Below are 23,313 nucleotides of genomic sequence, written 5' to 3' on the forward strand. Positions count from 1 at the left end.
CTCGGGAGAAGACGTGGCGTATCTCGGTTGTGCCGAACAAGATGTCGAAATGATCTGGCGCAGAAAGAGAAACAATCCGCTGCAAAGGGCGGTATCGTCTCCGAGGGAATGAAAGGAGCGGCACGCCGCACTACCGCAGCAATGTGGGTCGGACTGAAACGGCCGCGGCTTGTCCGAGGCACTCCGAGAGGAACTGCCCGTCCCCACTCAGGTCCCGATCAGACCCCCCTCAACGCCCCCGTCTACGCGAACTTTTCGACGACGAAGACGGTGAGCGGTCACCCCTCGCGCGTAGCGCGCGTAAGAATTGGCCGGGACGGATTCTGCACCATCCCACCCGGTTCGAGCGGGTGGGTCTCCGCAAAAACGGTCCGGCGCATCCACGCCGCGCCGCCAACGCAAACCGCGCCCAGGCAAGCGAAGACCTCACGCCAAGTCGGCGAAGGCACCCCGATCTGGGACAGGGCGAACACCACATGATAGCCGGCGGCGGCGGCGGGAACAGCGAATGCCGTCGCGATCACGAAGCGCAAAGCCAACGACCGACTAACGGCGACCTGACCAAGGACCAGCGTGAGTGTTCCACCGGCCGTTCCGATAAGTAGCGCGCCGGCAACGCTGGCGCCGCTCTGAAGCGCCGTCACCCCGGCACTCAGTGCGACGAAAACGGCAGAGCAACACTGCGAGCGCGAAGATTGCCCAGCAAAACAAACCGATTCCGAGTGCGTTGAGAATGAGCCCAAGGGCGAGCATGGGTGGCTCAACTTGCATAGATCTACCAATCGCGCCTTCCGCCACCACGGCGCGACTCTGGATATGACGCCAAAAGGAGGCGGGGTTGCGACGCATGCAACTCCGCTTCGTCGTTTACAGGCTGGAAGACGGCGCTCACGCGCCGCCAAACCTCCAGACGGGGATGCCGAGGCGCTTCGCCTTGTCGGCAAGGTTGTCCTGGATTCCCGTGCCGGGAAAGTGCATGACGCCGATCGGCAGAAGTTCGAGCAAAGTATCGTTGCGCTTGAAGGGTGCGGCCTTGGCATGTTTCGTCCATTCGGGCTTGAAAGCGATCTGGGGCACTTTGCGGCTGGTCGCCCATTTGGAGGCGATCAGTTCGGCACCCTTTGGGGAGCCGCCATGGAGCAGGACCATGTCGGGATGCTTGGCGTGAACCTTGTCGAGACGATCCCAGATGAGGTGGTGATCGTTGAAGTCGAGCCCTCCGGTGAGTGCGATCTTCGGTCCTGAGGGCAGCATGACCTCATTCTTGGCGCGACGCCTGGCTGCAATGAAGTCGCGGGAATCGATCATCGCGGCGGTCAAGGTACGGTGGTTCACCAGCGATCCCGATCGGGGGCGCCAGAATGAGCCGGTGTGTGTCTCAAAGCGCTCGACGGCCTGGTCGCGAAAGAGCTCCAGGCAGTTGCGGCGCTCAATCAGTGTGATGCCTTCCACCGTCGCGCGCTCGAGCTCAACTGATCGAACTTCAGAGCCGTCCTGCTCACGCTGGCTGTTCTGCTGCGCCTGTTCGTTATCGTCGAGCTGGCGTTCGATGCGGTCGACTGCACGGTGGAACAGGTTGACGGTCGACCAGAGCAGATCGTCAAGGTCCGGCTCGAGCCGCGTATCACTCAACGTCGCGACCAGGGCATCAAAGATGTCAGCGACGGCGCCGGCGATGATCTTGCCCTCGGGAAGCGGCCGTGGATCGGGCTGGTCGTCGAAGGGGCGGTAACCGAAGAGTTGCAATTCGGAGAGAGCGTGTTCGGTCGGAGATGCAGCGTGCGATGGTTCGATGTCGTCATGGTCGGTCATGAGAGAGGTCCTTCCGGATCGGCCGCGCCCATCGCGGCCTTCGTGGCGATCACTCAGACGGCGGGCGGAGCGGGCCAGAACCCGGAGCGGCATGTTCGCCGAAGCCCGGAGGGCGGAGGCGAAAGCGGAGGGCCGAAGCGGCAGCGGAGGATGGCGAAGGCCGGCTATTTTGCCTCGCGATGCAAAGCGCGCCCGCCAGATGGCCAATGTACCTTTCCATCGCCCGCGCGCGGCGGAAAATAGCCGGTCGCAGCCATTGCCGGCCCGAGCCGCTTGCCGTCCGATCGCCCTCTAGAAGGCCGAGGTCGCGTACTCTTCCAGGATTGGGCCTCTCCGGGACCGACCTGTTGACGCCATTCGAAGTACCGGACTATTCCGCAGCTACCGACGACGAGTGCAGGAAGCGGACCACGTCCTCTCGTACCAGTTGAAGCCGCAACGCTGCCCGGAGGGCCTTGTGGCCGAAGGTGTGCAGATCTTCGTTGAAGTCGCCCAGCCGAGGCGACAGCGGGATCGCTTCAACGCCGACCTCTTCCGCGCGCCGGGTGAGCGCTTCCTGTACGGCATCTCCCGCGGCATCGTCATCGCGGGCGACATAGAGCCGACGCAAGCCCGACGGCAGCAACATCGCTGCGAGGTGATTGGCCGATAGCGCAGCGGTCATGGGCAAGAGCCGCAGAACGAAACTCAGTGACAGAACAGTCTCGATCCCCTCACCGGCAGCGAGCACGTCGTCCGCCACGCCGAAGCGAATGGTGTTGCCGAGCAGGTCGCCCATGGCCCGTCGTGGCGTGTCGATCGGAGCTTTGCCGATCAAAGCCGTCTGGATCGAGCCGGTGCGTTGCAGGCCGGTGATCCGTCTTCGAGATTCGTAACGGAGGCTATCATCGCGGGCCAGGTCTCGGTCGCCAAATGCTCGTTCGGGCGATAGTAACAACGTGGGTGGAAGCGGAGCCTGCCACCATGGTGGGCATTGGCTATTCCGCGACGCCGCGATTGGGTCTCTACCACCTTCCCCTCGATATTGCGAAATGCCGATGGGCGGCATCCTGCGACCGGTGGGTACTGACGATCGAATGGGTTTCGGAACCAATTGCTGCCCTAAACATACCAAGTTCAGAATCCTCCTCGGCGACCTCGCAAGAATCGAAGGTCATGCGGTCTGCGGCATAGTCGTCGTGCATCTTTGGCGACACGTACGACAGCCGAAGTCGTTGCGTCACGATGGCCGACATTACGGGGTGCCGAGCGGCGATATCCTCCTCGGACACCCGGCCACTCAAGGTCTGAAAGAATCGTAACTGATCGAGGCCGGTTAAAACGGCACCTCGGGCAGCGGCAATGATAACGACGCCAGCACGCTTTCATGACGACGGGACCCTTTTCCGAGTGCCCCGGCGAGGAACTCCTGACGGCTTGCGCGAGGGATCGTTAGGCGCAGCCGAGATGCTGTCGGTGACAGCCGCGAAAGCGAGGAGAGTAAAACCCGACCCACGATTGGGGGGCGCGCTACGTACAGGAGAGGCTCCAGATCTTCGCAGACTGTCTCGCATGGGATTGTCGCCGCACGCAGACCCGGTCTCGACGCAAAGCAGATCCAACCAAAAGCGTTCAAGCTTGCGATGTCCGCCGGCAAAAGCCGTCACCACGCCGTGAACGCGATCCAGCCTCGGCACTTCATACAGACCGCCGAGCTTTCCGGCGTAGGGACCTCTGTCGTACGCGCGATCTTCAAGGACCTTGCGGAAACTTTCGAACCCGCCTTGGAGAACGTAGCGAAAGCGCTTCCTAGGGGATTTCCCGAAGCCTGATAAGCTCGATCCAGACTACCGCCATCCACCGCACAGACCTTATGACCGACGAGTAGACATTGGGCTCGCCGATGGCTGAGTAGCGACGTATTCTTCCGCGAACGCTCATAATCAGCCGCTCGAGTAGCTTCCAGCCGGATAGAGCCATTGCCGGGCGAAGCCACCTGCGGTCCCATCACACTTCTATAAGGCGAGACGGCGACTTCGTCCGACAGGCGACCTCACGGCGAGAACGTTGATGATATCGCGTCCAAACTCGCCGTCACTATCTTGTATCGGTCGTCGCCACAGACGCAAAGCGAGCAAAGTCCTGCGCCAGGAACTGCGCCCTCGAGGCAGCCTCAAACTCTTGGATTCCCAATGTGCGCAGGTCTGAGTTGAAGTCGTCGAGCCAAGGCGACAGAATGAGCACTTCAATACCGGCGGCTTCTGCACGGGTCGTCAGGATCCCTGCCGAAGCCATTCCCGCAGCATCCGCATCGGAAGCGATGTAAAGTCTACGCAGCGACAGCGGGAGCAGTAAGGCGGCGAGGTGGCTGGCTGATAGGGCAGCAACCATCGGCATAGTAGATCGTAAAGCGCTTCAAAAATGTAATGGCCTGCGCCTCCTTGCCGGTCCCGTATGCTCGACGCTTTTCGTTGAGTGGTACGAAACGATCAGCATAGACGACTGTCGTGCCGGATTCACCCTTGCGGAATATGACCGCCGAGCACGAGCGCCTGACGATATGTGAGCCAGCTCTGGCCAGAGAAGCCGGCCTCTCTCGCAGCTTCAACCCCTCACGGCTTCCCACGACCACCCTGTTACTCTCTAAGCCTTGTGCGTCCATTTGCGCGCGGATCTCCGTCCCCACCACACGCACTGCGTCAGGGATGGAAGTCCGCAGGGTGAAAATCCGGCAAAGCCGGAGTTTCAGCGCAGCCGAAAGCCCGGCCCGCCAGGGCGACGTCCAACTCGGGCCCGTGCAATCACGTCGCCAAGATTGGTCTGACAGTTACCTCGTGGTCCCGCATTTAGGGCGCAATCGTTCTCCCACAAACAGCGCATCACAGCACTCGGTTGCTCAAGGCCTGTTCGTCTCGATCTAATCGATCACCCAGGACGGATCGAATCGATTTGTGCAGCTCAAGTTCAGGTTGACGCTTTCAATTCCGACAAAGGGAGGACCTGTTGTGGCCCTCGATGTCAGGCGAGCGGCACGCCTGTCGGAAAGATGACTGACGACTCGCAAGAATCAGTTGTCTCTCGCCGAGCGGACGCATGTGGGCTGCGCACAGCGCCATGCTCGTTGAGCGGCACTAAGCTACCGTATGCCTCTGACACTTGTGAGCAGCTGGAGCAGTCAGTGGAGTTCGACCCGTGTGTCGATCGCTGCCGCCACGGCTCCAGGCAATTGCGCCGCACGCCCCTCTCCAATCGGCTCCCACTACTCATTTGCGCTCTAACCCAGCCGATAGCCGCACCGGCTATTAGCGACTCTTTTCTTTGCTGCCTTCGTGTGTTTCGATTCCCGTGTACGCTTGACAAGAAAGATTGGGAACATGCGGGCAAAAGACACAAAAGGGCATCGAGCTCAACCCGTGTATCTGAAATGGTGCGCTCCGATGCATCGCACGAAGGAGGATGCTCTCGACGATGTCTCGTCCCCTCGGGCCAGCCATTTAGACCGTTGACGCGTTGCCGAGCAAGCTAGCGTTCATGACATCCCGCTCCGCACTCCCCGCCCGTTATCCGCCCGTAGGCACATGGCCCGCGCTCATGCGAGCCGACATGGTCGCAGCCTATCTCGATTGTAACGATACTTGTGAACTCGCGCGCGCCGTCGCCCGCGGGCAAGCCCCACCGCCAACCGGCTATCACGGAGTTGGCCGCGCTCGACAGCCAGTTTGGTCTAAGGCCGTGATCGACCACTTCACCGCGCCTGCCAAGGCGACAAATCCGGATAGATCGCAAGGCGAGGATTTGGCCTCTCTCGTATGAAAACTCAGAACTCTGCATTGAAGTTGCCGCGTTACTGTCGGTCAAAACGGTTGAAATGCGGTCGATGGGCGTACTTTTTTGAACCCCCGACTTGGGCCCGCGAGCAGGGCTGCCACATCAACGCAGAAGCGCTGGGGCAGAATTTTGCGGCCGCCGCGAGCCGAGCCGAAAATATCCTATTGCCGGCCTTCGACAGCTGGCGTTCCGGAGGATTGACTGACATGGTTCCAGTTTCACCAGCGCCCGGTACCTTCGACTGGCTTGTCGGTGTCTTCAAGGCGCACCATAAGTGGAATGAAATCGATAGAAAAACACAGCGCCTTTACGGCCAAGGCTTGGCGCTGTTCGCCAACCACATGCTGAGAGATGGCAGCCGAGCTGGCTCAAAGCAGATCTCTGATTTCACCAAAGCATTTGTCGATTCGATTTATGCAAAGTTGCTCGTCGTAGATGACGAAGACGAAAATGGCAACATCACCAGACGCGAGCGCCGACGCTTCGCAAATGCGGCCATGACCGCTTGCAGGCGAGCCTGGTACGTCGGTCAGCGCGCCCAAGAGACGAAGGTACCGGAGGTAAACCCGTTCTCGCGGATGGGCTTGAAATCCCGCTCGCCAGGCCAGCCGGTGCGTGAGACGCCTACGGCGACCTGGGATGAGCTCGTCGCATTTAGACGCTGCGCCACGAAACTTGGATACCACTCTATTGGTACAGCTGCGCTTCTAAGCTGGGAATGGCTGCAGCGCGAGGAACACGTGTTCGGCGTTTTCGAAGTTGCTCACTACCGGCCCGAACCGCGACCAGATAGAGTCAGGATATTGCACCCGAAGAACAATGAGGAAGCCTGGTGGCCTCTCTTTGACGAGATCGGCGAGCCGCTTTTCCCTGAGTTGATGGTAGAGCTCGACGCCATCAAAGCATCCGTCACCTCAGGACTGGCGTTTCGGCGAGACCATGCACATCGCAGGTCGAGCATTCCGCTTCCATGGATCACAGAGCGTAGGGACCTGCGGTATCTTCGAAGTGTGGTCAAAAGGATAGTTGTGACAGCCGGGCTTCGACACGAGCTTTCCTTTACTTCGTTTCGTCACGGTGGCTTCACCGAAGGAGCCGATAGCGACCTCACGGACGCAGAGTTACGAACTGCCGGTCGCCATCGCTCGAATCAGCAGTTACCGCCATATGCCAAGCGCACGTCCAGGCAGCTGATTGTGGCCACTAAGAAGCGCCGCGGAGAGCGAAACAGAACGGCGCTCTCCCCCGCGGATCAACTCACTCCCCAGTGCCCAACCAAATAAGTCTGGCTCTTCAAAGATCAACAAGTGCCAGAATGGCATGATCAAGTAAATCGGGGTCGGCGCTCTACCGTCCAGGCCATGACGGCTTGCGCTTCTCGCCGAAGGCTTTGAGGCCTTCCTTGGCGTCTTCGGTCATTGCAAGCAGCGCGATCTGGCTTTCGGTGTAGGCGATGCTCTCGTCGAATGACATCGCGGCGATCGCGCGCATGGCGTATTTGCCGCGGCGGATCGCGGTCGGCGACTTGTCGACGATGCGGCCGATCAGCCAGTCGACCTTGGCGTCGAGCTCAGCAACCGGCACGACATAGTTGAGGAGACCGGCGGCCTGTGCGGCTTTGGCGTCGAAAGGCTCGCCGGTCAGAGCCCACTCGTTGACCAGGCGCGGCGGCGCGATCGATTGGAGCAGGCTCATCACCTGCATCGGGAAGACGCCAACCTTCACCTCGGGCAAGCCGAAGACCACATGATCGGAGGCGACCGCCATGTCGGTCATGCACAACAGTCCCATGCCGCCGGCCATGCAGACGCCCCCGACCCGCGCGATGGCAGGCTTGGTGGAGTTCTGCGACAGCCGCAGTAGGTCCGCGTAGTCGACATTGGGACGGGAATAGTCCATCGAGAACGCCGCGCCGCTGTTCTGCAAGTCGGCGCCGGCGCAGAACGCCTTGTCACCCGTACCCGTCAGCACGATGACGCGCACGTCCTTGTCGTCATGCGCGTCACGGTACCCTTTGGCGATGCCCGCGATCACGCTGGCATTGAGCGCGTTGCGTTTCTCCGGCCGGTTGATCGTGATCCAGAACGCCTGCCCGCGCTTTTCCAGAATGACGCTGTTGTCGATCATGGGTCCCGCCTGTGTGCTGTTTCAGCCTACATTTGCGGCAGGTTCGACGCAGACTGCAAGCGGATTTAGGCGGTCGGAGCCGCCTTCCGGACCCAGACCTTGTTGTCGTGGAACGCGGCACCGCCGATCGGCGCGATCACCTCCGCCCCGGTCAGCACGTTGATGCCGCGGCCGCCGATATGGGACTTGTTCGGATGGACCGACTCGGCGATCAGGACGCCGCGGCGCACACCGTCGAACAGCCTTGCGGTCAGCGTGGTCTCGCCGCGCGTGTTGCCGAGCGTCACCGCCTCGCCGTCGGCGATCGAAAGCGCCGCCGCATCTTCAGGATGGATCATCACGGTCGGCACACCCTCGCGGGCCTGCGATCCGGGTGTTTCGTTGAAAGTGGTGTTGAGAAAGCTGCGCGAGGGCGAGGTAGCGAGCCGGAACGGATGCTCCGCGTCGGCTTCCTCGATGATGGTCCAGTGATCGGGCAGTGACGGCATCTGCTGCCAGGGTCCGAGACCGGGATTGCCGGTCGGCGGATTAGCCCAATCGGCCTTGAAATGGAATTTCCTGTCGGCATGCGCGAAGCCGTCGAGATAGTGCGAGGTCCGGAAATCAGGCTGCAAGTCGCGCCAGATGTCCGCCTCGAGGTTCTCGATGGCGCCGTGGCCGCTGTTCTTCAGCGTCACGTCGATCAATTCACGCCCCGACATCTCGAATCCGGGATGCACCGCGTCGAGACGCCGGCCGAGCGCCTGAATGACCTCATGGTTGGAACGGCATTCGCCGGGAGGATCGATCAGCTTCGGTCCGACCGAAATGTGCTGATGGCCACCGCCGTAGTAGAGATCATCATGCTCCATGAACATGGTCGCGGGCAGAACGATGTCGGCCATCGCGGCGGTCTCGGTCATGAATTGCTCATGAACGGCGACAAAGAGGTCTTCGCGCACAAACCCCTCGCGAACCAGCGCCTGCTCCGGCGCGACCGTCATCGGATTGGTGTTCTGGATCAGCATGGCCTTGACCGGCGGACCACCCTTCAGGGATTCTGCGTCACCGGTCAGGATACGTCCGATCCTCGATTGATCGAGCCAGCGCGTCGAGTTGTCGATCGCATCGTGCCCCTCGATCACGGATTCATTGAAGCGCCAGAGCGCGGCATTGTTGAAGAACGCGCCGCCGCCTTCATATTGCCAGGCGCCGGTCACCGCCGGAATGCACAGCGCCGCGTGCATCTGCGCCGCTCCATTGCGGCTGCGGGTGAAGCCATATCCCAACCGGAAGAACGAGCGCCTGGTCTGGCCGACCAGACGCGCAAATGCCTCGATCTCCTCTACCGGCACGCCGGAGATCGCCGATGCCCATTCCGGAGTCCGTGTCTTCAGATGAGCTTCAAGCTCATCCGGACAATCGGTGTACTTCTCCATGTACGTCCGATCCGCATAACCCTCGCGGAACAGCACATGCATGACGCCGCACGCGAAGGCGCCATCGGTGCCGGGGCGCAGGATGATCTTGACGTCGGCCTGCTTCATCGTGTCGTTGTTGTAGATGTCGACCGCGGCGATCTTCGCGCCGCGCTCCTTGCGCGCGCGCATGGCATGCGTCATCACATTGACCTGGGTGTTCACCGGATTGGTGCCCCAGATCACGACGAGATCGGAAACGCCCATTTCGCGCGGATCGACGCCGGCGATCTTGCCGGTACCGATGGAAAACCCGACGCGGCCGACGTTCGCGCAGATCGTCGAATAGAAGCGGGAATATTTCTTGACATGCGACAGGCGATTGATGCCGTCGCGCATCACCAGCCCCATGGTCCCGGCGTAATAATAGGGCCAGACCGACTGCGCTCCGAACTCCCGTTCGGCCGAATTGAAGCGCGCCGCAATCTCATCCAGCGCCTCATCCCACGATATCCGCGCGAACTGGCCGGAGCCTTTCGGCCCGGTGCGACGTATCGGATGCATCAGCCGTTCGGGATGGTGGATCCGCTCCGCGTAGCGGGCGACCTTGGCGCAGACCACGCCGGCCGTATAGGTCTGCTGTTTGGAACCTCTCACCCGCCCGATCGAGCGCCCCTCGATGACCTCGATGTCCAGCGCACATGCCGAGGGGCAGTCGTGCGGACACGTTGAATGGCGGATATCGATCTTCGCGTGCTGGTTCATGGTCGATTTGGTAACATCAAACGGCGAGTCAGCCGAGAGGCTTTATCTGCGCCGGCTGTGCGAAAACCAGGCAGAAGCCATGCGCCAGGCGCCACCTAGCGCAACTGGGTCAGCCCCGTGGGCGGCCCGTCGACCGCGATCCAGCCGCCGTCGACGAACAGCGTGCTGCCACTGGCATAGCTTGCCGCGTCCGATGCCAGATACGCAACCGCGGTCGCCACCTCGTCGGCACTGCTCCAGCGATTGAACACGGTGTGACCGGCGTAGAGATTGTAGATGTCCGGGCGTTGCTTGAACGGCCCGGTCAGCGCGGTTTCCGCGATGCTGGGCGCGATCGCGTTGACACGGACGCCGGAACGCCCGACCTCCGAGGCGAAACCCTTCACCAGCAGCCCGATCGCCGCCTTGGTTGAACCATAGATTGCAAGCCCCGGTTCGATGGTAACTGATCGAACCGAAGAACAAGCGATCAGGCTGCCGCTGTGCTGCTCGACCATGACGCGGCCGAAGGCCAGGAAGAACCAGACCGTGCCCTTGATATTGAGATTGATGACGCGGTCGAGGCGTACAATGCGATCATAATGGTGAGCTCTCGTGTCATACCCGGAGGGTGGAACTGCTTTCGTTCCGCTTGTTGATCTGGGTGAGGCGTTGTGCAGTTTGTGCCACCCTAAAAAGACAGGACCCAGACGCTGGGCGGCGCGGCGCGTCGGGGCCTGACTTCGTTTGCTCCCACGGTCGGGAGTAGACGGCAGGGAGCGAATTAAGATTGAGCCGGCTTTGTTTCGGGCAGATGTCGCTGATCCTGTAAAACGGTTTCGTCCGTTCGTTAACGGGTGCGCGCCGCTGGTCGCTACCGGTTGCGCCACCGGTACGATTCGCAATTGCGAGTCCACCGGCGGTTTCCAACAAAATCTAGATTCTCGCCAACCGGTTAGATAGCGATTCGCAGAGCGTCTTCCGGTGCGATCTTCGAAAGTTCGCCGCTTGAAGCTGCTGGTGGATAACAATCTAAGCTTCACCATTGCGTACTGCCTTCAGCCTATTTTTCCCGAACGTCATATCGTTTCGCTCCGAAAAAAATTTGCAGCAAACACCAAGGACATCGACTGGATGAAGGCGCTTAGTGACGAGGGCGGTTGGGCGGCTCTTACGATTGAGCGTCGCCTCAAGACAAGACCTCATCAACGATTGGCGCTCGAACGATCCAAGATCGTTTTTTCTTTCTGACCGGCGCGTGGATCAAGTACGCCGTGCCTGAAACAAACAAGCTTGGCGCCTCATTCGCCTCGTTCCTCGGATGGACAAGCAATCCTCGCTCACGGAAAGCGGATTGTTTGATCTGCCTGTGAATTCCAGCTCCAAGCTGCGCCCACATCCGAGATAGTTTCTTGCGAGCTTTTCCATTAGCCACAACAAGCAGTAGCTCGCCGCCGTTCCGAGCCCCGAGGGATTGACGATTTGCGCCAGCAACTCATCGGCGCTCCGATGGGGCATGCAGCAGCAAAAGATCACGTTCAGAGAGATGCGCACAACCGGCCGTCCGCGATGTGCTGGTGTACTGCTCAGACTACCAATGCAGCCACTCGATCACGCTGATGGCCGACCGCTGGGGTGATGATCTGCGGCTCTCCGACATCGAGCCGCGCCTTGTCTGTACCGCCTGCGGGACGCGCGGCGCCGACGTCAGGCCGGACTTCAATTGGCACACCAAGGGACCGATCGGCGGAATGGGATATCGGTAATCTCGATCATTGTGGCATGTCGGGGTGCCCGGGTGGCGTAGCCAGCGTAACGATGCTTACCAGCTATGGCGGTCGCGGCGAAGGCGTTAGAGGATGACGTCCTTTTTTCACAGTTGAGCGAATTTGAGATCAGGCTCCGACGGCATTCTTGATGGTCAGATTTTTGATCGGGTTTTACGGCTAGCTGGGTCCCTGCTCCGCTTGGAGATTAGTAACCAACTCGCGCACGTGCTCGTCGATCATGGCCAACGCTATCGATGGGTGGGCAAACTCGACGTCGTCGACATGCCAATACGTCACTCTGGCCGCGGCCGTAGGAAACCGACGCTCAATCAAGGGGCGATGTTCCGCCTCTTTGACCGCGATCACCAATGCGGCAGCTTCGAAATCAGCCAGCGAGCACGGCAGCGGATCGCGGGTTGCCCCCTCTGGAACTATGCCCTTTTCGTGGAGACCATCACGCGCAAAAACCGACATCGGCCCAACGTTGTCAGGCGAGCCCCGCTCGGCCGCTCCCCTGGAGAACGCGCGCCACGTCAGACCCTCGAGCTTGGCGAGGTGATTGAAGAGTTCCTCGGCGTAGCGACTTCGATAGTAGTTGCCGGTGCACAGAAAGAGAATCCTATTCAACAACGGGCGTTCCTTTCGAAATCTAAAGTTCGTTCATGCTGGCGGCGCCTCCGCTTGCGAGGAATATCTCTACAGCAATCACTGTCATGGGTGTCATCTCCGAACGAATTCCTGACAGGTCTGCTGGATGCATCGCTACCAACTTGCCCTCAGTCACCAGAAGATCAGAGCTCGGAACGTTGCGGGCAACAAAGACTTCCCCATTCACAAGCTTGGCAATGTTCTCCGGGTCAGCCCCGTATAAACTGACGAGAAACTCAAAGTCACTTTGCGATACTTTGTAGCCGATCTCCTCGAACACTTCTCTCACGATGCATTCAAGCGGGGTTTCGGGGGGCTCTCGGCGTCCTCCGAACAACGCGATTTTGCCGGGATGCACAATTCCCGGGATATTATCTCGAAGCTGAAACAGGAGCCGGCGCGACTGGTCGACGAGGATTGCCGCGGCAAAATCTCGGATTTCCTGCTTCATAAGTTTCCTGGCTTACGGTTCTGTAACAAGTACACCCCTACCGGACAGGTTCACCTATCCTTAAGTGACTCGCGGCGAACGTGAGATGGATCATGAGCCAAGCGTCAACCCTCCGCGAAAAGGCCGAAATGTTCGAGCGCCGCGCCGAAAGCGCAGCCGATCCTATTTCCAAACAGCATTATCGCGAAATGGCTGTCCACTTCAGACAGTTACTGGTTGAGCATCTCGACGCGAGGTGACGATTCGGACCGCTGCGTCTGTGAGATCAACAGCAATCGGATGATCTAGCTTCGAGACACCTTCGAAACATCGCTCAATTCCCGACAGATGCTCATTCCAAATTGGAGAAGATCTGGCGGCCTCAATGAAAGCCGACAGTTGCTCGATTTCCAAGATGAAGGCCTCTAGGTGAGGATTCATGCGCGCTCCATGCCGGCAGCCCGCGGCCGGCACGCTTCATCATATGCCCTTCGGAGGCTCAGATTGAGGGCGGCAAACACGTCGAACCTTTTTGCTCACGATCGTGAGCAGTCGGGAAAACTTACGCAGGGATTGTATCCGAGCTTTCTAGCTTCGCTTAATATCTGACGGCCTTGCTCACAAATTGGCTCGACCATTGCAATCGCTTCCGCGGTCAGCGAGCGCCGGTCCATCGAAAACAGCGCGGGGCTCGACAGCCGATCTAACCAACCGAGGAATTGTCCTCGAAAATTATCTTGGTAACGGGCTTCTTCTGCAGCAGGGCGCAATGCCGGCGAAAATAGCGCGCCTCGGCGATGTACGTGCTCCGCCGGAGGGTGCCCTGCTTCAGTCGCGCCTCCTGCGCTGCCAGATAGAGTTCCGCGAGCTTTTCGAAGGTGCGGCCATCGGCCTCCCGGTCGGCCTGCCGCTTGGCCTCCCCCTCGTCCGGATCGATGCCGAGTTCGACCTGGGATGTGGTCGGTCTTGCCGGCCGGCACGGTCAGCTTGCGCACGAAGGTGTCGGTGAAGCGGATTCGATCGTCGGAAACCTTGAGCATGGGAAGCAGTCCATCCTTTTTGGGAAGCACCGGATGCGCGTCAACATGACCCAAGGTGAACGGAACTGACGCCGGCAGTCACGTGCAGTTGCCGGCTAAGTCATTGATATCTGTTGATGTTGACGCGTCCTGAATGCTCGTGACGTTCCTTTTCACCTGCGAGACGCCGGGGTCGCCGCCACTCCCGATTGCCATCGGCAATGGATTTATATACTAATATATTAATTATGAGAGCAGAAGTGCCGGCAACCGCGCCAAAGAAATCAGAGCTCCGCGCCTCCGCCGGCCACCGGCGCGCCGGCCGGCCGCGCACGGCAACGGCGGCGGCGCGCATCTATGCCGGTCTTCGCGCCGAACTGGTCTCGCTGTTGCGCCGGCCGGGCGACCCGATCCTCGAATCCGAAATCGCGCTGTCCTACGGCGTCAGCCGGACGCCAGTGCGCGAAGCAATCCTGAGATTGTCGGATGAAGGCCTGGTCGAGATCTTCCCGCAGTCAGGCATCCTGGTGTCGCGCATTCCGCTGGCCGCGCTTCCCGAGGCGATCATCATCCGCAGGTCGCTGGAGGAAACCACGACACGCATGGCGACGGAGCGGGCCAGTGCCAGCCAGATCCTCAACCTGCACTCCATTCTCGAGCGTCAGCGCGAGGCCGACAGCGCCGGGGACCGTGAAGCATTCCACCAGGCCGACGAGGCCTTTCACGCCGCCATCGCTGATATCGCCGGGTACCCTGGCATCTGGAGGCTGATCCTCCAGGTCAAGGTTCATGTCGATCGCTTCCGTCGCCTGACCTTGCCGAAGCAGGGCCGAATGGCCGAGGTCATCGCGGAACACACATCCATCCTGACGGCGATCGAGCTGCGCGATCCTGCCGCTGCGGGATCTGCGATGGTCAGGCATCTCGAGCGGCTGCTTGCCGACATCTCGGCCACGCGACACGACAATCCGGAGTTCTTCGACCAGCGAAACTAGCCAACAAGCTTGCGGCCCGAAACAGAGGCGCATTCAGGGGAGGACATGACATGGACATTGCACATCCGGCGCAGCACCGCACTGCGGAGTTCGGTCGTCGCGACTTGATCAAACTGGGCGCAGGTCTTGCCGCCGCGATCGCGACGTCGACCGCACCGGCACTTGCCCAATCGAAGGCGGTGTTCAAGGCATCCGACGTGCAGCCTCCGGGCTATCCGACCGTCGTCGCCACCGAAAACCTCGGCAAGAAGCTCGCCGCCGCCACCAACGACCGCCTTTCGGTGCAAATGTTCCCGTCGATGCAGCTCGGCGGCGAGAAGGAAACCATCGAGCAGACCCAGATCGGCGCGATCCAGATGCTGCGCGTCAGCGCTGGCGCGGTTGGCCCGATCGTCGATGACATCAACGTCGTCAACATGCCCTTCCTGTTCAAGAACATGGCGCATGCCGAGCGGATGATGGACGGCCCGATCGGGCAGGACCTGCTCGACAGGATCACCGCCAACGGCAATGCCGGCCTGGTCGCGCTGTGCTGGATGAATGCCGGTGCGCGCAGCCTCTACAACACCAAGCGGTCGATCAGGACGCTGGAAGACATCAAGGGCCTGAAGTTCCGCGTGATCGGCAATCCGATCTTCATCGACATGATGAATGCGCTCGGCGGCAATGGCGTCGCGATGGGCTACGACCAGGTCTTCAGCGCGCTGCAGACCGGAGTGATCGACGGCGCTGAAAACAATCTGCCGAGCTACGTCTTCAGCAACCACTATACGGCCGCGAAGCACTATTCGGTCACGGAACACCTGATCGTTCCCGAAGTGCTGGTGTTCTCGAAGAAGGCCTGGACCGCGCTGTCGGCCGAAGATCAGACCCTGATCAAGAAGCTTGCGCGCGAAGCGCAAGCGGAGGAGCGCGTCCTCTGGAACAAGTATGAGCAGGAGGCGCTGGAGAAGGCCAAGGCGGCCGGGTGCGACATCGTCGAGATCGCGGACAAGACGCCGTTCCAGAATGCGGTCAAGCCGGTATGGGACAAATACGGTCCGAAATACCAGGACATGATCAAGCGCATCCAGTCGGCGTAAAGCGTGCGCGTCGCAGGGAGCATCGACATGGCCCGAACCTATCGCCGCGCGATGGATGCGCTGTATCTCGCATGCATTGCCACGGGCTGCACTGCGCTGGTGACCATTTCGGCCGTGATTCCGTGGGCGGTGTTTACGCGCTACGTCCTGAACAGCGCCGCCTCGTGGCCCGAACCTCTCGCCGTTCTCTTGACCATCGTCGTGACGTTCATCGGTGCGGCCGCAGGGTATCGGCTCAACCTGCACATGAATGTCGGCTATTTCGTCGGCAAGCTGCCCGCACCCCTGCGGACCCTCGCCGATCTGATCGTGCAGTTGCTGATGGGGCTGATCGCGCTGTTCATGGTCGTCTGGGGTTGGCGGCTGGTCGACGTGACCTGGCACAATACGATCGCCGACTTTCCGTCTCTTTCGGTCGGCGTCACCTATCTGCCGATCCCCGTCGGCGGCGTCTGCCTGCTGCTGTTCATCATCGAGCGGATCTTTCTCGGTGCCCCGCCCGACCCGATCGGACAGCACGGCGACGCGTCCACCGACTGATCGCAGGGAACATCAATGGATATCTTCGTCCTGCTCGCGACAATGCTGATCTGCTTCCTGATCGGCATACCGATCGCCTACTCCCTGGCCATGGCCGCCATCGTCGGCGCCCTGTGGATCGGCATTCCGCTTGAAGCCGTGATGCTGAAGATCTCCGACGGTGTCAGCAAGGTAGCGATGCTGACAATTCCGTTCTTCGTGCTCGCAGGGGCGATCATGGCGGAAGGCGGCATGGCGCGTCGCCTGGTCGCGTTCGCAGACGTGCTGGTCGGCCTCACCCGCCTGCGCGGCGGTCTCTCGATCGTCAACGTGCTGGCAACGACATTCCTGAGCGGGATCTCCGGCTCGGCCGTCGCCGATACGTCCGCGATCGGCTCGGTCATGATCCCGCAGATGGAGAAGAACGGCTACCCCCGCGTCTTCGCCACCAACCTGACCATCACCTCGTCGGTTCAGGCCCTGCTCGTTCCGCCGAGCCACAACGCGGTGCTGTATTCGCTCGCCACCGGCGGCACCATTTCGATCAGCGCCCTGTTCATGGCGGGCGTGTTTCCCGGCCTGCTGCTCGGCTTCTCGCTGATCCTGCTGTGCCTCGCCGTCGCCTATCGCGAGAAGCATCCGCAGGGCCAGACCGTACCGGCAAAGGACGCGATCCGGATCACGATCGATGCGGCCTGGGGTTTGATCACGCTGGTCATCATCCTCGGCGGCATTCTGGGCGGCATCTTCACCGCAATCGAGGCCGGCGCCGTCGCCTGCATCTGGGCCTTCTTCGTGACCATGTTCATCTATCGCGACTATCGCTGGCGAGACCTGCCCGTGCTCCTGCATCGCACGCTGCGCACGGTCGCCATGGTCATGACGTTGATCGCCTGCGCGTCCAGCGTTGGCTACATCATGGCGCTGACGCAGATGCCGGCCAAGATGACGGCGTTCTTCCTGTCGATCTCGGACAACAAGTACGTCATCCTGCTCCTGATCAACGTCCTTCTGCTCGTGCTCGGCACCCTCGTCGACATGGCGCCGTCGATCCTGATCGCGACACCCATCCTGCTTCCGGTGATGAAGAATTTCGGCGTCGATCCCGTCCATTTCGGCATGATCATGCTGCTCAATCTCGGTATCGGCCTGTGCCACCCACCGGTCGGCGCGATCCTCTTTGTCGGCTGCGCGGTCGGCAAGGTGACGATCGAGCAGGTGATGCGCAGGATCTGGCCGTTCTACGCCGTGATGTTCCTTGTCCTGATGTGCGTGACCTATCTGCCGGAGATCTCGCTGTGGCTGCCTCGGCAGCTCCAGGTTCTGCACTGAGCATCGCGCGCATGCTGCATGATCGCGCAGCCATATGCTCGGCATTGCCCTGTAGATCAGTAGAGGTTCACCGTCCGGATTTGGTTGCGCGGCCGAGCCATTTGCGCCGGCCGGGCAACGTCGGGCTCAAGATCGGTGCTCCCAAAGTTATATCCGACGAATTCCGCTTGCGCCGCGTCCGAAATCCATTGGACCGCCGCCGGGTGGCTGACCACAATGCCGATCAGCGCAAGGATGACGAGCACAGGCAGGGCAACGAGCTTGATGCTGAAGCTCTGATAGCTGCTCTTCTTGTCCGGTGGTGGCTTGTCGAAAGAGCCGTGCATGGATTCCTCCACATTGCGGATGTGCTCCCCCGAACCTCAGTTACCGCAGCGCACGCGCTATCAATGTGAATGGTTTCACAAGCTTATGGAGTTCACCGACTTGTGAGGCATGCGGCAGGCCGTGCCGCCAAACGACTATTCGCCGTCGTCGGATCCCGCGTCGACCAGTTCCTGAAGCGCATGCGGCTTCAGCACGACGATCGCACCATGTTCGAGGCGCACCCAGCCGCGTGCGGCCCACGCGCGCAGCTGCTTGTTGATGCTCTCGCGCGTCATGCCAACCATCTCGCTGATCTCCTGCTGGGTGATCGAGATGGTGCGCGCCTGTGGTTCGCGCTTGTGCTTGTCGCTCAAGCGCAGCAATGCGCTGGCGAGACGGCCGGGCAAATCCTGCAGGATGACCTGCTCGACCTGATCACTGGTCCAGCGCAACCTTGCGCAGAGCAGCTCAATGAACTTCATCGCAAGTGTCGGCTGGCTGCGCACGAACGGGATGAACTCGCGCCGGTCAATGACGAACAGCTCGCAATTGCTGTTGGCGGTGGCATCGGCCGTCCGTGACAATCCGTCGAGCAGCGCGATCTCGCCGAATATCTCACCGGCCTCGATCAGGTTCAGGATCGCGTTGCGGCCGTCGGGCGACGAGATGCTGATCTTCACCGTACCGGAGATCACTGCGATCAGGCTCGTGCCCGGGTCCCCCTTGGAGAAGATCGTTGTTCCCCGCTTCAGCGTAATGTGCTTGGCGTACCGGCAGAGCTGGTCGAAAGCATCCGCCTCGAGGTCGGCGAAATAGGGATGCTTGCGCAGCACGGACAGCTTGCTGGAAAACGGCGGCGCGCCAGCAGTTCGTTCTATGGTCGCACCGGTCATCGTCATCCAAAACTATTGGGTTGCATACAGTCGGCCCGCGAGCAGGGCGGACGCCGATAAAGCTAGCGATCACTGAAAAGCGGCTGTGATTATAGCCCCGCCGGGGTGCCACAGCAACCAAGGGTCAGGCGCCAACGGTTTGGCCGGGAAAGCTGCGGAAATACAATTTTCAATAAATAAAGATCGAATACGAAACTTGCAATTGCAAAGACAAACCTGTCGGCTGCGCTGGAGTCGGTCGAGTGCTGTAGAAAATTTCGCCTGACGAACTTCCGGGGGCAGCGGCCTTGGCCGCCCGCTAAAATCCCGATTCATTCGCGGGAAGCCCGATAATCGGCGTGCTCGGCGAACCGATCACGCCGATGAAAAAGAGACGGTGAGCCACAGAATGCTCAACAAAGAGGCTGCTCGTGCCTAGCGCATGCGCTTGGAGGCGATCCTTCCCGAGAGTTCCACGCACCTTGCCGTTTTCGGCAGTTCGCTTAACCAAAAACAAAGCCTTAGGCCTGATGCGCCTGATTGTAAGGTGCCGGGCAACCCACTGTTCATCACATTCCGCCAGTCTCCTGCAAAAAGGGAGCGCGAAAATTGCCTCAGATTTGGATGACCTATCAGGAGATCGCCGACATGCTCGGCTGCGACGTGGAGGCTGCACGCACCACGACCATTAAGCGCGCGCTGGACCGAAAGAAGAGCCGCGATGGAATGACGCGGGCCAAGCTCGACCTCGAGCTGACGGCCAGATTCGTCTCCACGATTCGAGACACGGATCGGACCCTGGATCAGGCGGTCCACGAACTCCGCAGCTTGCATCAGATGATGTCGCGGAGCGATCTGACGGACCTCGAACGCGCGCCGCCGCTCGATAACCCCGGGTTCTCCGCCGCGGGTTGATCGCGCCTCAAAGCAGGTTGCCGTCGGGCCCAAAGAACGGATGCGGTCCGTCGAACTCGCCGATCGGGACCTGATGCGTCACCACGTGCCCAAGACCCTCGCCTGGAAACCATGCGTGGATGTGGAACGCAGGCGGCTCGACCTTGAAGGATGGCGGCAGCAGCTGCGCGAGGTCGAGATCGACGGCATGGTTTGGCGCCGGGCAGATCGTCGTCGGGAGTCCCGCAAATGCCGTCAGCATCGAGCGATGAACGTGCCCGCACGCAATCCGTTGAGCGCGCGGGCGACGCCTGACGATCTCGGCGAGTTGATCGGCATTGAACAGATCCTGTTGATCCATGTGCCAGATACCGCCTTTGAACGGCGGATGATGCATGAAGAGCAGCGCAGGCCGATCGGGCGTGGTCGCCAGCGTCGCGTCAAGCCACCCCAGCGTCGACGCTTCGAGGTTGCCATGCGGCTTTCCAGGCACGCTTGAATCAAGCAACAGAAGATCGAGGCCGTTGACCTCGATGTGCTGGTCGAGCGGCCCAGTCGCCTGGACATAGGGTGCATCCGGGAAGGCGGCGCGCATCAACGGTCGCGAATCGTGATTCCCGGGAATACCCGCAAATGGGGTCTCGAGCGGGGCAAGCAGGTTCTTCAGATGGTCGTATTCTTCAGCGGTTGGCGTATCGACGAGATCGCCCGAGATGACGACAAAATCGGCCGCGGGCCGGAATGCGTTCAACGCGGCGACGCATCGTTCAAGCGCCCTTGCGGTATCGACACGGCCATAGGCCAGCGCACCCGGAGGCTTGATATGGAGGTCGGATATATGGGCGATCAGCACCGGTTTCGGCGACATTGATTTTCTCAACTTTCGGACGGCAACACACGAATGGCTTCAGGCGCAATCGACAGCCCGACCCGGTCTCCCACCTTGGCTTGAACCGTGTTGGGAGCATCTACGTTGAGCGGCCTGCCCGCCGCGCCGCTCACGACCAGCCGCAGCCGGTCGCCAATGAAATTGACGGCGTCAACAACGGCGGATACCGGCCCGGTGCCGACTTCCGTCACGCGAATGGTCTCGGGACGGATCATGACGATCGCCTTCGCGGCCGTCGCCTCACCGCCGGCCGGCAAACGCCCGCCCGGCAGAATCAGCTCACCCTGCTCCATCGGTGCCTCGACAATATTCGCAGCTCCGACGAACTCCGCCACGAAGCGATTCGTCGGCGTAAAGTAGACCTCGCGCGGCGTTCCGATCTGGGCGATGGCGCCTTTGCGCATGACCACAATACGATCGCCTAATTCCATGGCTTCGGCCTGATCGTGCGTCACGTAAATTGTCGTGATCCCGAGCTCGCGCAACAGGCGGTTGAGTTCGCTCCGCAGCCGATCGCGCAGGGCCGCGTCCAGGGCGGTGAGCGGCTCATCCAGCAGCAATATGCCGGGCCGGATGGCAACTGCCCGGGCCAGAGCGACACGCTGACGCTGGCCGCCGGAAAGCTGATCGATGCGGCGGTTCTCCAGCCCCGCAATATTGGTCAGCGCGACCAGTTCGGCGATCCGCGCGGCGCGTTCGTCCTTGGCCATGCCGCGGATCTTCAGTCCATAGCCGATATTATCCGCAACGGTCATGTTGGGAAACAGTGCATAGGACTGAAACACCATCCCGACATTGCGGTGCTCGATCGGAACACCGGTCACGTCCTTTCCGTCGAACAGGACCTTGCCGCCAGCATCCGGTACCTCGAGGCCGGCGATGATGCGCAGCAGCGTCGTCTTGCCACAGCCGGACGGTCCGAGAAGCACCAATGTCTCACTGCGCGCAATGTCGAGCGTCGCCGGCTCAAGGGCATGCGTGCCGTCAGCGAATGTCTTGCCGCAGGCCTCGATCCGCACCGCCGCGCCGTGTCCTCCCGCGTTCATTACTTGTGGTCCCTGTCAGCCAGCAGTTGCATTGCAACGAGGAGCGGAATGATCATCACGAAAAAGATCAACGTGTAGGCAGATGCCACCTCGAGCCGCATCGAGGCGTAACTGTCGGCCAGCCCGATCGGCAGCGTCTTCGTCAGCGGTGTGTGCAGCATCCATGTCAGGTTGAATTCGCCTAGCGACAGCGTTACGACCATCAGCGCCCCGGCCAGGATTCCCGGCACTGCATTCGGGACGATCACATCGCAGAACCGACGCCATGCCGAGGCCCCTAGCGAGGCCGCGCCTTCATCAAGCGTCTTGATATCCACCGTCGCAAACACCGCCATCACCGACCGGACCATGAACGGCATGGTGAAGATGACGTGTCCGACCAGGATGAACAGCCAGGAGCGGCGGAAGCTTCCGAACCCGCCATAGGCCAACAGCAGCGCCAGCGCAATTGCAAGGCCCGGGATCGCGAGCGGCAGTGTTATGATCTCCTCGACGACTCGTGCCAGTCGGCCTTCTCGCACATGCAGAGCATAGGCAGCGGGAACACCGACAAACAGCGTTACCGCAAGTGTCGCAAACGCGATCACGAAGGAGAGCAGGATCGTGCCGGCATAGAGCTCCCAGACGTGGGCCACCCATTGCAGGGTCACGCCGGACTGGATACCCCGGAAATAGTTGACGGTAACGCCGGCGGAGATCGAGAGAACCGCGGGCACCACGAGGAATGCCGCGACGAGCAAGGTAAAGACGAGTTGGCCGGAGAAGATCAGGCGGTCGCGCATGCTTCACCCGGCCGCGGCAACTGTACTACCGCTGAACGAACGGGCGAGCGCAAGGATCAGCCAGGTGATCAGACCAAGCCCGACCGATAGCGCCGCCGATGTGGCGAAATTCGCGGCCAGCGTGAACTCGGTGTAGATCAGCATCGGTAGCACATCGATGTTGGTCGCCAGCGTGAAGGCGGTCCCGAATGCCCCCATCGCCGTTGCGAATGCGATCGCACCGGAGGCCACAAAGGCAGGCGCCAGGGCCGGCAGCACGACGTCGCGCTGAACCGCCCACGGACTGGCACCGAGCGAGCGCGCAGCTTCTTCCAGCCCGACATCCAGCTTCTGGACTGCGGCCATGATGGTGAGAATCACGCGCGGTATCGAGAAGTAGAGATAGCCGAGGAAGAGCCCGTAGATCGAATAGGCGAAGACGATCTTCTCGCCGAACATCCGGTTCGACAGTTCGCCGATCAGCCCTTGCCGCCCGGCCAACAGGATGATCATGAAGCCGACGACGACGCCGGGGAAGGCCAGCGGAAAGGTCAACATCGCGATCAGTACGGCTCGGCCGGGAAACCGGTGCCGCTGCAGGAACATTCCCGCAATCGTCGCGACGACAAGCGTGACGATCGTGGTCGCCGCCGCCAGGACCACCGTGTTGATCAGGGTGCCGCGATAGCGCGGTTCGGCGAGGATGGCGAGATACCCGGCCAGCCCATGCTCTCCTTCCGCACCGGCGACGACCAGTCGGGCCATCGGCAGCAGAAAGAATGCCGCCGTCACGGCCGCAAGCGGCAGCAGACAGAGCCAGACAAACGACTTTTGCGACATCGTGAGAATGGTGCCCCAGCGAGG

Annotated in this window: 24 protein-coding genes and 1 pseudogene; 9 read left to right on the top strand and 16 right to left on the bottom strand. The window is 60.9% G+C overall.

The genetic code is table 11. The features are described from left to right. Window positions 1-278: 278 nt before the first annotated feature. From JQ586_RS24670 to JQ586_RS40625, 5 genes and pseudogenes are all read right to left on the bottom strand, one after another. Window positions 279-644 carry a hypothetical protein gene (locus JQ586_RS24670; protein ID WP_312017010.1) on the bottom strand — a complete coding sequence of 122 codons (366 nt, stop codon included), beginning with the start codon at window positions 642-644 and terminating at the stop codon, window positions 279-281. Between the two features lie 244 nt (window positions 645-888). Then, entirely contained in the window at window positions 889-1,812 is a 924-nt protein-coding gene (locus tag JQ586_RS24675; RefSeq protein WP_212397285.1) for a DUF2493 domain-containing protein, read from the bottom strand. Between the two features lie 370 nt (window positions 1,813-2,182). Continuing rightward, window positions 2,183-2,590 (bottom strand): toprim domain-containing protein, encoded by a 408-nt coding sequence (locus tag JQ586_RS41340; protein WP_312017011.1) that lies wholly within the window; start codon window positions 2,588-2,590, stop codon window positions 2,183-2,185. A gap of 1,298 nt (window positions 2,591-3,888) precedes the next feature. Beyond that, a complete protein-coding gene (locus JQ586_RS24685; protein WP_212397217.1) occupies window positions 3,889-4,188 on the bottom strand; it encodes a toprim domain-containing protein in 300 nt (99 codons plus the stop codon). Further along, window positions 4,175-4,394 (bottom strand): annotated as a pseudogene (locus JQ586_RS40625) (ArdC-like ssDNA-binding domain-containing protein); the annotation flags it as partial. The pseudogene JQ586_RS40625 and the gene JQ586_RS24685, both read right to left, overlap by 14 nt. Before the next feature lie 1,206 nt (window positions 4,395-5,600). Here JQ586_RS40625 and JQ586_RS24690 point away from each other — a divergent pair. Next, complete coding sequence (locus JQ586_RS24690; RefSeq protein WP_212397218.1) at window positions 5,601-6,902, top strand: hypothetical protein; 1,302 nt, start codon at window positions 5,601-5,603, stop codon at window positions 6,900-6,902. A gap of 64 nt (window positions 6,903-6,966) precedes the next feature. On the opposite strand, the gene JQ586_RS24695 is transcribed toward JQ586_RS24690, so the two are convergent. From JQ586_RS24695 to JQ586_RS40630, 3 genes are all read right to left on the bottom strand, one after another. After that, window positions 6,967-7,746, bottom strand: coding sequence for an enoyl-CoA hydratase/isomerase family protein (locus JQ586_RS24695; RefSeq protein WP_212397219.1), 780 nt, complete (start codon window positions 7,744-7,746; stop codon window positions 6,967-6,969). A 65-nt stretch (window positions 7,747-7,811) separates the two neighbouring features. Next, window positions 7,812-9,908: a molybdopterin oxidoreductase family protein gene (locus tag JQ586_RS24700; protein WP_212397220.1), complete on the bottom strand. Its 2,097-nt coding sequence runs from the start codon at window positions 9,906-9,908 to the stop codon at window positions 7,812-7,814. A 95-nt stretch (window positions 9,909-10,003) separates the two neighbouring features. Then, the gene (locus JQ586_RS40630; RefSeq protein WP_312017012.1) at window positions 10,004-10,804 is read right to left on the bottom strand and encodes an SDR family oxidoreductase; all 801 of its coding nucleotides are present in this window, start codon (window positions 10,802-10,804) and stop codon (window positions 10,004-10,006) included. A 91-nt stretch (window positions 10,805-10,895) separates the two neighbouring features. On the opposite strand from JQ586_RS40630, the gene JQ586_RS24710 reads away from it, so the two are divergent. Beyond that, complete coding sequence (locus JQ586_RS24710; protein WP_212397221.1) at window positions 10,896-11,138, top strand: hypothetical protein; 243 nt, start codon at window positions 10,896-10,898, stop codon at window positions 11,136-11,138. Window positions 11,139-11,464: 326 nt separating this feature from the next. Beyond that, the gene (locus JQ586_RS24715; protein WP_312017013.1) at window positions 11,465-11,653 is read left to right on the top strand and encodes a hypothetical protein; all 189 of its coding nucleotides are present in this window, start codon (window positions 11,465-11,467) and stop codon (window positions 11,651-11,653) included. Between the two features lie 180 nt (window positions 11,654-11,833). Here JQ586_RS24715 and JQ586_RS24720 read toward each other — a convergent pair whose 3' ends face one another. Further along, the gene (locus JQ586_RS24720; protein WP_249148072.1) at window positions 11,834-12,283 is read right to left on the bottom strand and encodes a low molecular weight phosphatase family protein; all 450 of its coding nucleotides are present in this window, start codon (window positions 12,281-12,283) and stop codon (window positions 11,834-11,836) included. 22 nt (window positions 12,284-12,305) lie between these two features. Continuing rightward, the gene (locus JQ586_RS24725; RefSeq protein WP_212397223.1) at window positions 12,306-12,755 is read right to left on the bottom strand and encodes an NUDIX domain-containing protein; all 450 of its coding nucleotides are present in this window, start codon (window positions 12,753-12,755) and stop codon (window positions 12,306-12,308) included. A 92-nt stretch (window positions 12,756-12,847) separates the two neighbouring features. On the opposite strand from JQ586_RS24725, the gene JQ586_RS24730 reads away from it, so the two are divergent. The 5 genes from JQ586_RS24730 (at window position 12,848) to JQ586_RS24750 (ending at window position 17,681) form a co-directional block, all read left to right on the top strand. Further along, the gene (locus JQ586_RS24730) at window positions 12,848-12,994 is read left to right on the top strand and encodes a hypothetical protein (protein ID WP_212397224.1); all 147 of its coding nucleotides are present in this window, start codon (window positions 12,848-12,850) and stop codon (window positions 12,992-12,994) included. 1,019 nt (window positions 12,995-14,013) lie between these two features. Continuing rightward, window positions 14,014-14,748 carry a GntR family transcriptional regulator gene (locus tag JQ586_RS24735; RefSeq protein ID WP_312017014.1) on the top strand — a complete coding sequence of 245 codons (735 nt, stop codon included), beginning with the start codon at window positions 14,014-14,016 and terminating at the stop codon, window positions 14,746-14,748. A 50-nt stretch (window positions 14,749-14,798) separates the two neighbouring features. Then, a complete protein-coding gene (locus JQ586_RS24740) occupies window positions 14,799-15,830 on the top strand; it encodes a TRAP transporter substrate-binding protein (RefSeq protein WP_212397225.1) in 1,032 nt (343 codons plus the stop codon). 27 nt (window positions 15,831-15,857) lie between these two features. Continuing rightward, window positions 15,858-16,370 (top strand): TRAP transporter small permease, encoded by a 513-nt coding sequence (locus JQ586_RS24745; protein ID WP_212397226.1) that lies wholly within the window; start codon window positions 15,858-15,860, stop codon window positions 16,368-16,370. Window positions 16,371-16,385: 15 nt separating this feature from the next. Next, window positions 16,386-17,681, top strand: coding sequence for a TRAP transporter large permease (locus JQ586_RS24750; protein ID WP_212397227.1), 1,296 nt, complete (start codon window positions 16,386-16,388; stop codon window positions 17,679-17,681). Between the two features lie 56 nt (window positions 17,682-17,737). On the opposite strand, the gene JQ586_RS24755 is transcribed toward JQ586_RS24750, so the two are convergent. Both JQ586_RS24755 and JQ586_RS24760 read right to left on the bottom strand, forming a co-directional pair. After that, the gene (locus JQ586_RS24755; RefSeq protein WP_212397228.1) at window positions 17,738-18,007 is read right to left on the bottom strand and encodes a hypothetical protein; all 270 of its coding nucleotides are present in this window, start codon (window positions 18,005-18,007) and stop codon (window positions 17,738-17,740) included. Between the two features lie 135 nt (window positions 18,008-18,142). After that, window positions 18,143-18,880, bottom strand: coding sequence for a Crp/Fnr family transcriptional regulator (locus JQ586_RS24760; RefSeq protein ID WP_212397229.1), 738 nt, complete (start codon window positions 18,878-18,880; stop codon window positions 18,143-18,145). A 603-nt stretch (window positions 18,881-19,483) separates the two neighbouring features. Between JQ586_RS24760 and JQ586_RS24765 the strand changes: the two genes are divergently transcribed. Then, the gene (locus tag JQ586_RS24765; RefSeq protein ID WP_249148073.1) at window positions 19,484-19,774 is read left to right on the top strand and encodes a hypothetical protein; all 291 of its coding nucleotides are present in this window, start codon (window positions 19,484-19,486) and stop codon (window positions 19,772-19,774) included. 7 nt (window positions 19,775-19,781) lie between these two features. On the opposite strand, the gene JQ586_RS24770 is transcribed toward JQ586_RS24765, so the two are convergent. From JQ586_RS24770 to JQ586_RS24785, 4 genes are read right to left on the bottom strand one after another with little or no spacing between them, the layout of a single operon-like run. Beyond that, window positions 19,782-20,621, bottom strand: a complete 840-nt coding sequence (locus JQ586_RS24770; RefSeq protein ID WP_212397230.1) for a phosphodiesterase — start codon at window positions 20,619-20,621, stop codon at window positions 19,782-19,784. A gap of 8 nt (window positions 20,622-20,629) precedes the next feature. Beyond that, complete coding sequence (locus tag JQ586_RS24775) at window positions 20,630-21,688, bottom strand: ABC transporter ATP-binding protein (protein WP_212397231.1); 1,059 nt, start codon at window positions 21,686-21,688, stop codon at window positions 20,630-20,632. After that, window positions 21,688-22,470 carry an ABC transporter permease gene (locus JQ586_RS24780; protein WP_212397232.1) on the bottom strand — a complete coding sequence of 261 codons (783 nt, stop codon included), beginning with the start codon at window positions 22,468-22,470 and terminating at the stop codon, window positions 21,688-21,690. Before JQ586_RS24780 ends, JQ586_RS24775 begins: the two co-directional genes overlap by 1 nt. 3 nt (window positions 22,471-22,473) lie before the next feature. Next, a complete protein-coding gene (locus JQ586_RS24785) occupies window positions 22,474-23,289 on the bottom strand; it encodes an ABC transporter permease (protein WP_212397233.1) in 816 nt (271 codons plus the stop codon). Window positions 23,290-23,313: the final 24 nt, after the last annotated feature.

Origin of the sequence: Bradyrhizobium jicamae (genome assembly GCF_018130215.1) — a bacterium.
Taxonomy (GTDB): domain Bacteria; phylum Pseudomonadota; class Alphaproteobacteria; order Rhizobiales; family Xanthobacteraceae; genus Bradyrhizobium; species Bradyrhizobium jicamae_A.

Coding starts and splice junctions, on each gene's coding strand:
- JQ586_RS24725 (WP_212397223.1), bottom strand. CDS start 12,755: ATGAAGCAGGAAATCCGAGATTTTGCCGCGGCAATCCTCGTCGACCAG.
- JQ586_RS24700 (WP_212397220.1), bottom strand. CDS start 9,908: ATGAACCAGCACGCGAAGATCGATATCCGCCATTCAACGTGTCCGCAC.
- JQ586_RS24695 (WP_212397219.1), bottom strand. CDS start 7,746: ATGATCGACAACAGCGTCATTCTGGAAAAGCGCGGGCAGGCGTTCTGG.
- JQ586_RS24685 (WP_212397217.1), bottom strand. CDS start 4,188: ATGCCGATGGTTGCTGCCCTATCAGCCAGCCACCTCGCCGCCTTACTG.
- JQ586_RS24770 (WP_212397230.1), bottom strand. CDS start 20,621: ATGTCGCCGAAACCGGTGCTGATCGCCCATATATCCGACCTCCATATC.
- JQ586_RS24675 (WP_212397285.1), bottom strand. CDS start 1,812: ATGACCGACCATGACGACATCGAACCATCGCACGCTGCATCTCCGACC.
- JQ586_RS24760 (WP_212397229.1), bottom strand. CDS start 18,880: ATGACCGGTGCGACCATAGAACGAACTGCTGGCGCGCCGCCGTTTTCC.
- JQ586_RS24730 (WP_212397224.1), top strand. CDS start 12,848: ATGAGCCAAGCGTCAACCCTCCGCGAAAAGGCCGAAATGTTCGAGCGC.
- JQ586_RS24765 (WP_249148073.1), top strand. CDS start 19,484: ATGACCTATCAGGAGATCGCCGACATGCTCGGCTGCGACGTGGAGGCT.
- JQ586_RS24745 (WP_212397226.1), top strand. CDS start 15,858: ATGGCCCGAACCTATCGCCGCGCGATGGATGCGCTGTATCTCGCATGC.
- JQ586_RS24690 (WP_212397218.1), top strand. CDS start 5,601: ATGAAAACTCAGAACTCTGCATTGAAGTTGCCGCGTTACTGTCGGTCA.
- JQ586_RS24775 (WP_212397231.1), bottom strand. CDS start 21,688: ATGAACGCGGGAGGACACGGCGCGGCGGTGCGGATCGAGGCCTGCGGC.
- JQ586_RS24785 (WP_212397233.1), bottom strand. CDS start 23,289: ATGTCGCAAAAGTCGTTTGTCTGGCTCTGTCTGCTGCCGCTTGCGGCC.
- JQ586_RS24740 (WP_212397225.1), top strand. CDS start 14,799: ATGGACATTGCACATCCGGCGCAGCACCGCACTGCGGAGTTCGGTCGT.
- JQ586_RS24755 (WP_212397228.1), bottom strand. CDS start 18,007: ATGCACGGCTCTTTCGACAAGCCACCACCGGACAAGAAGAGCAGCTAT.
- JQ586_RS24780 (WP_212397232.1), bottom strand. CDS start 22,470: ATGCGCGACCGCCTGATCTTCTCCGGCCAACTCGTCTTTACCTTGCTC.
- JQ586_RS41340 (WP_312017011.1), bottom strand. CDS start 2,590: ATGGGCGACCTGCTCGGCAACACCATTCGCTTCGGCGTGGCGGACGAC.
- JQ586_RS24750 (WP_212397227.1), top strand. CDS start 16,386: ATGGATATCTTCGTCCTGCTCGCGACAATGCTGATCTGCTTCCTGATC.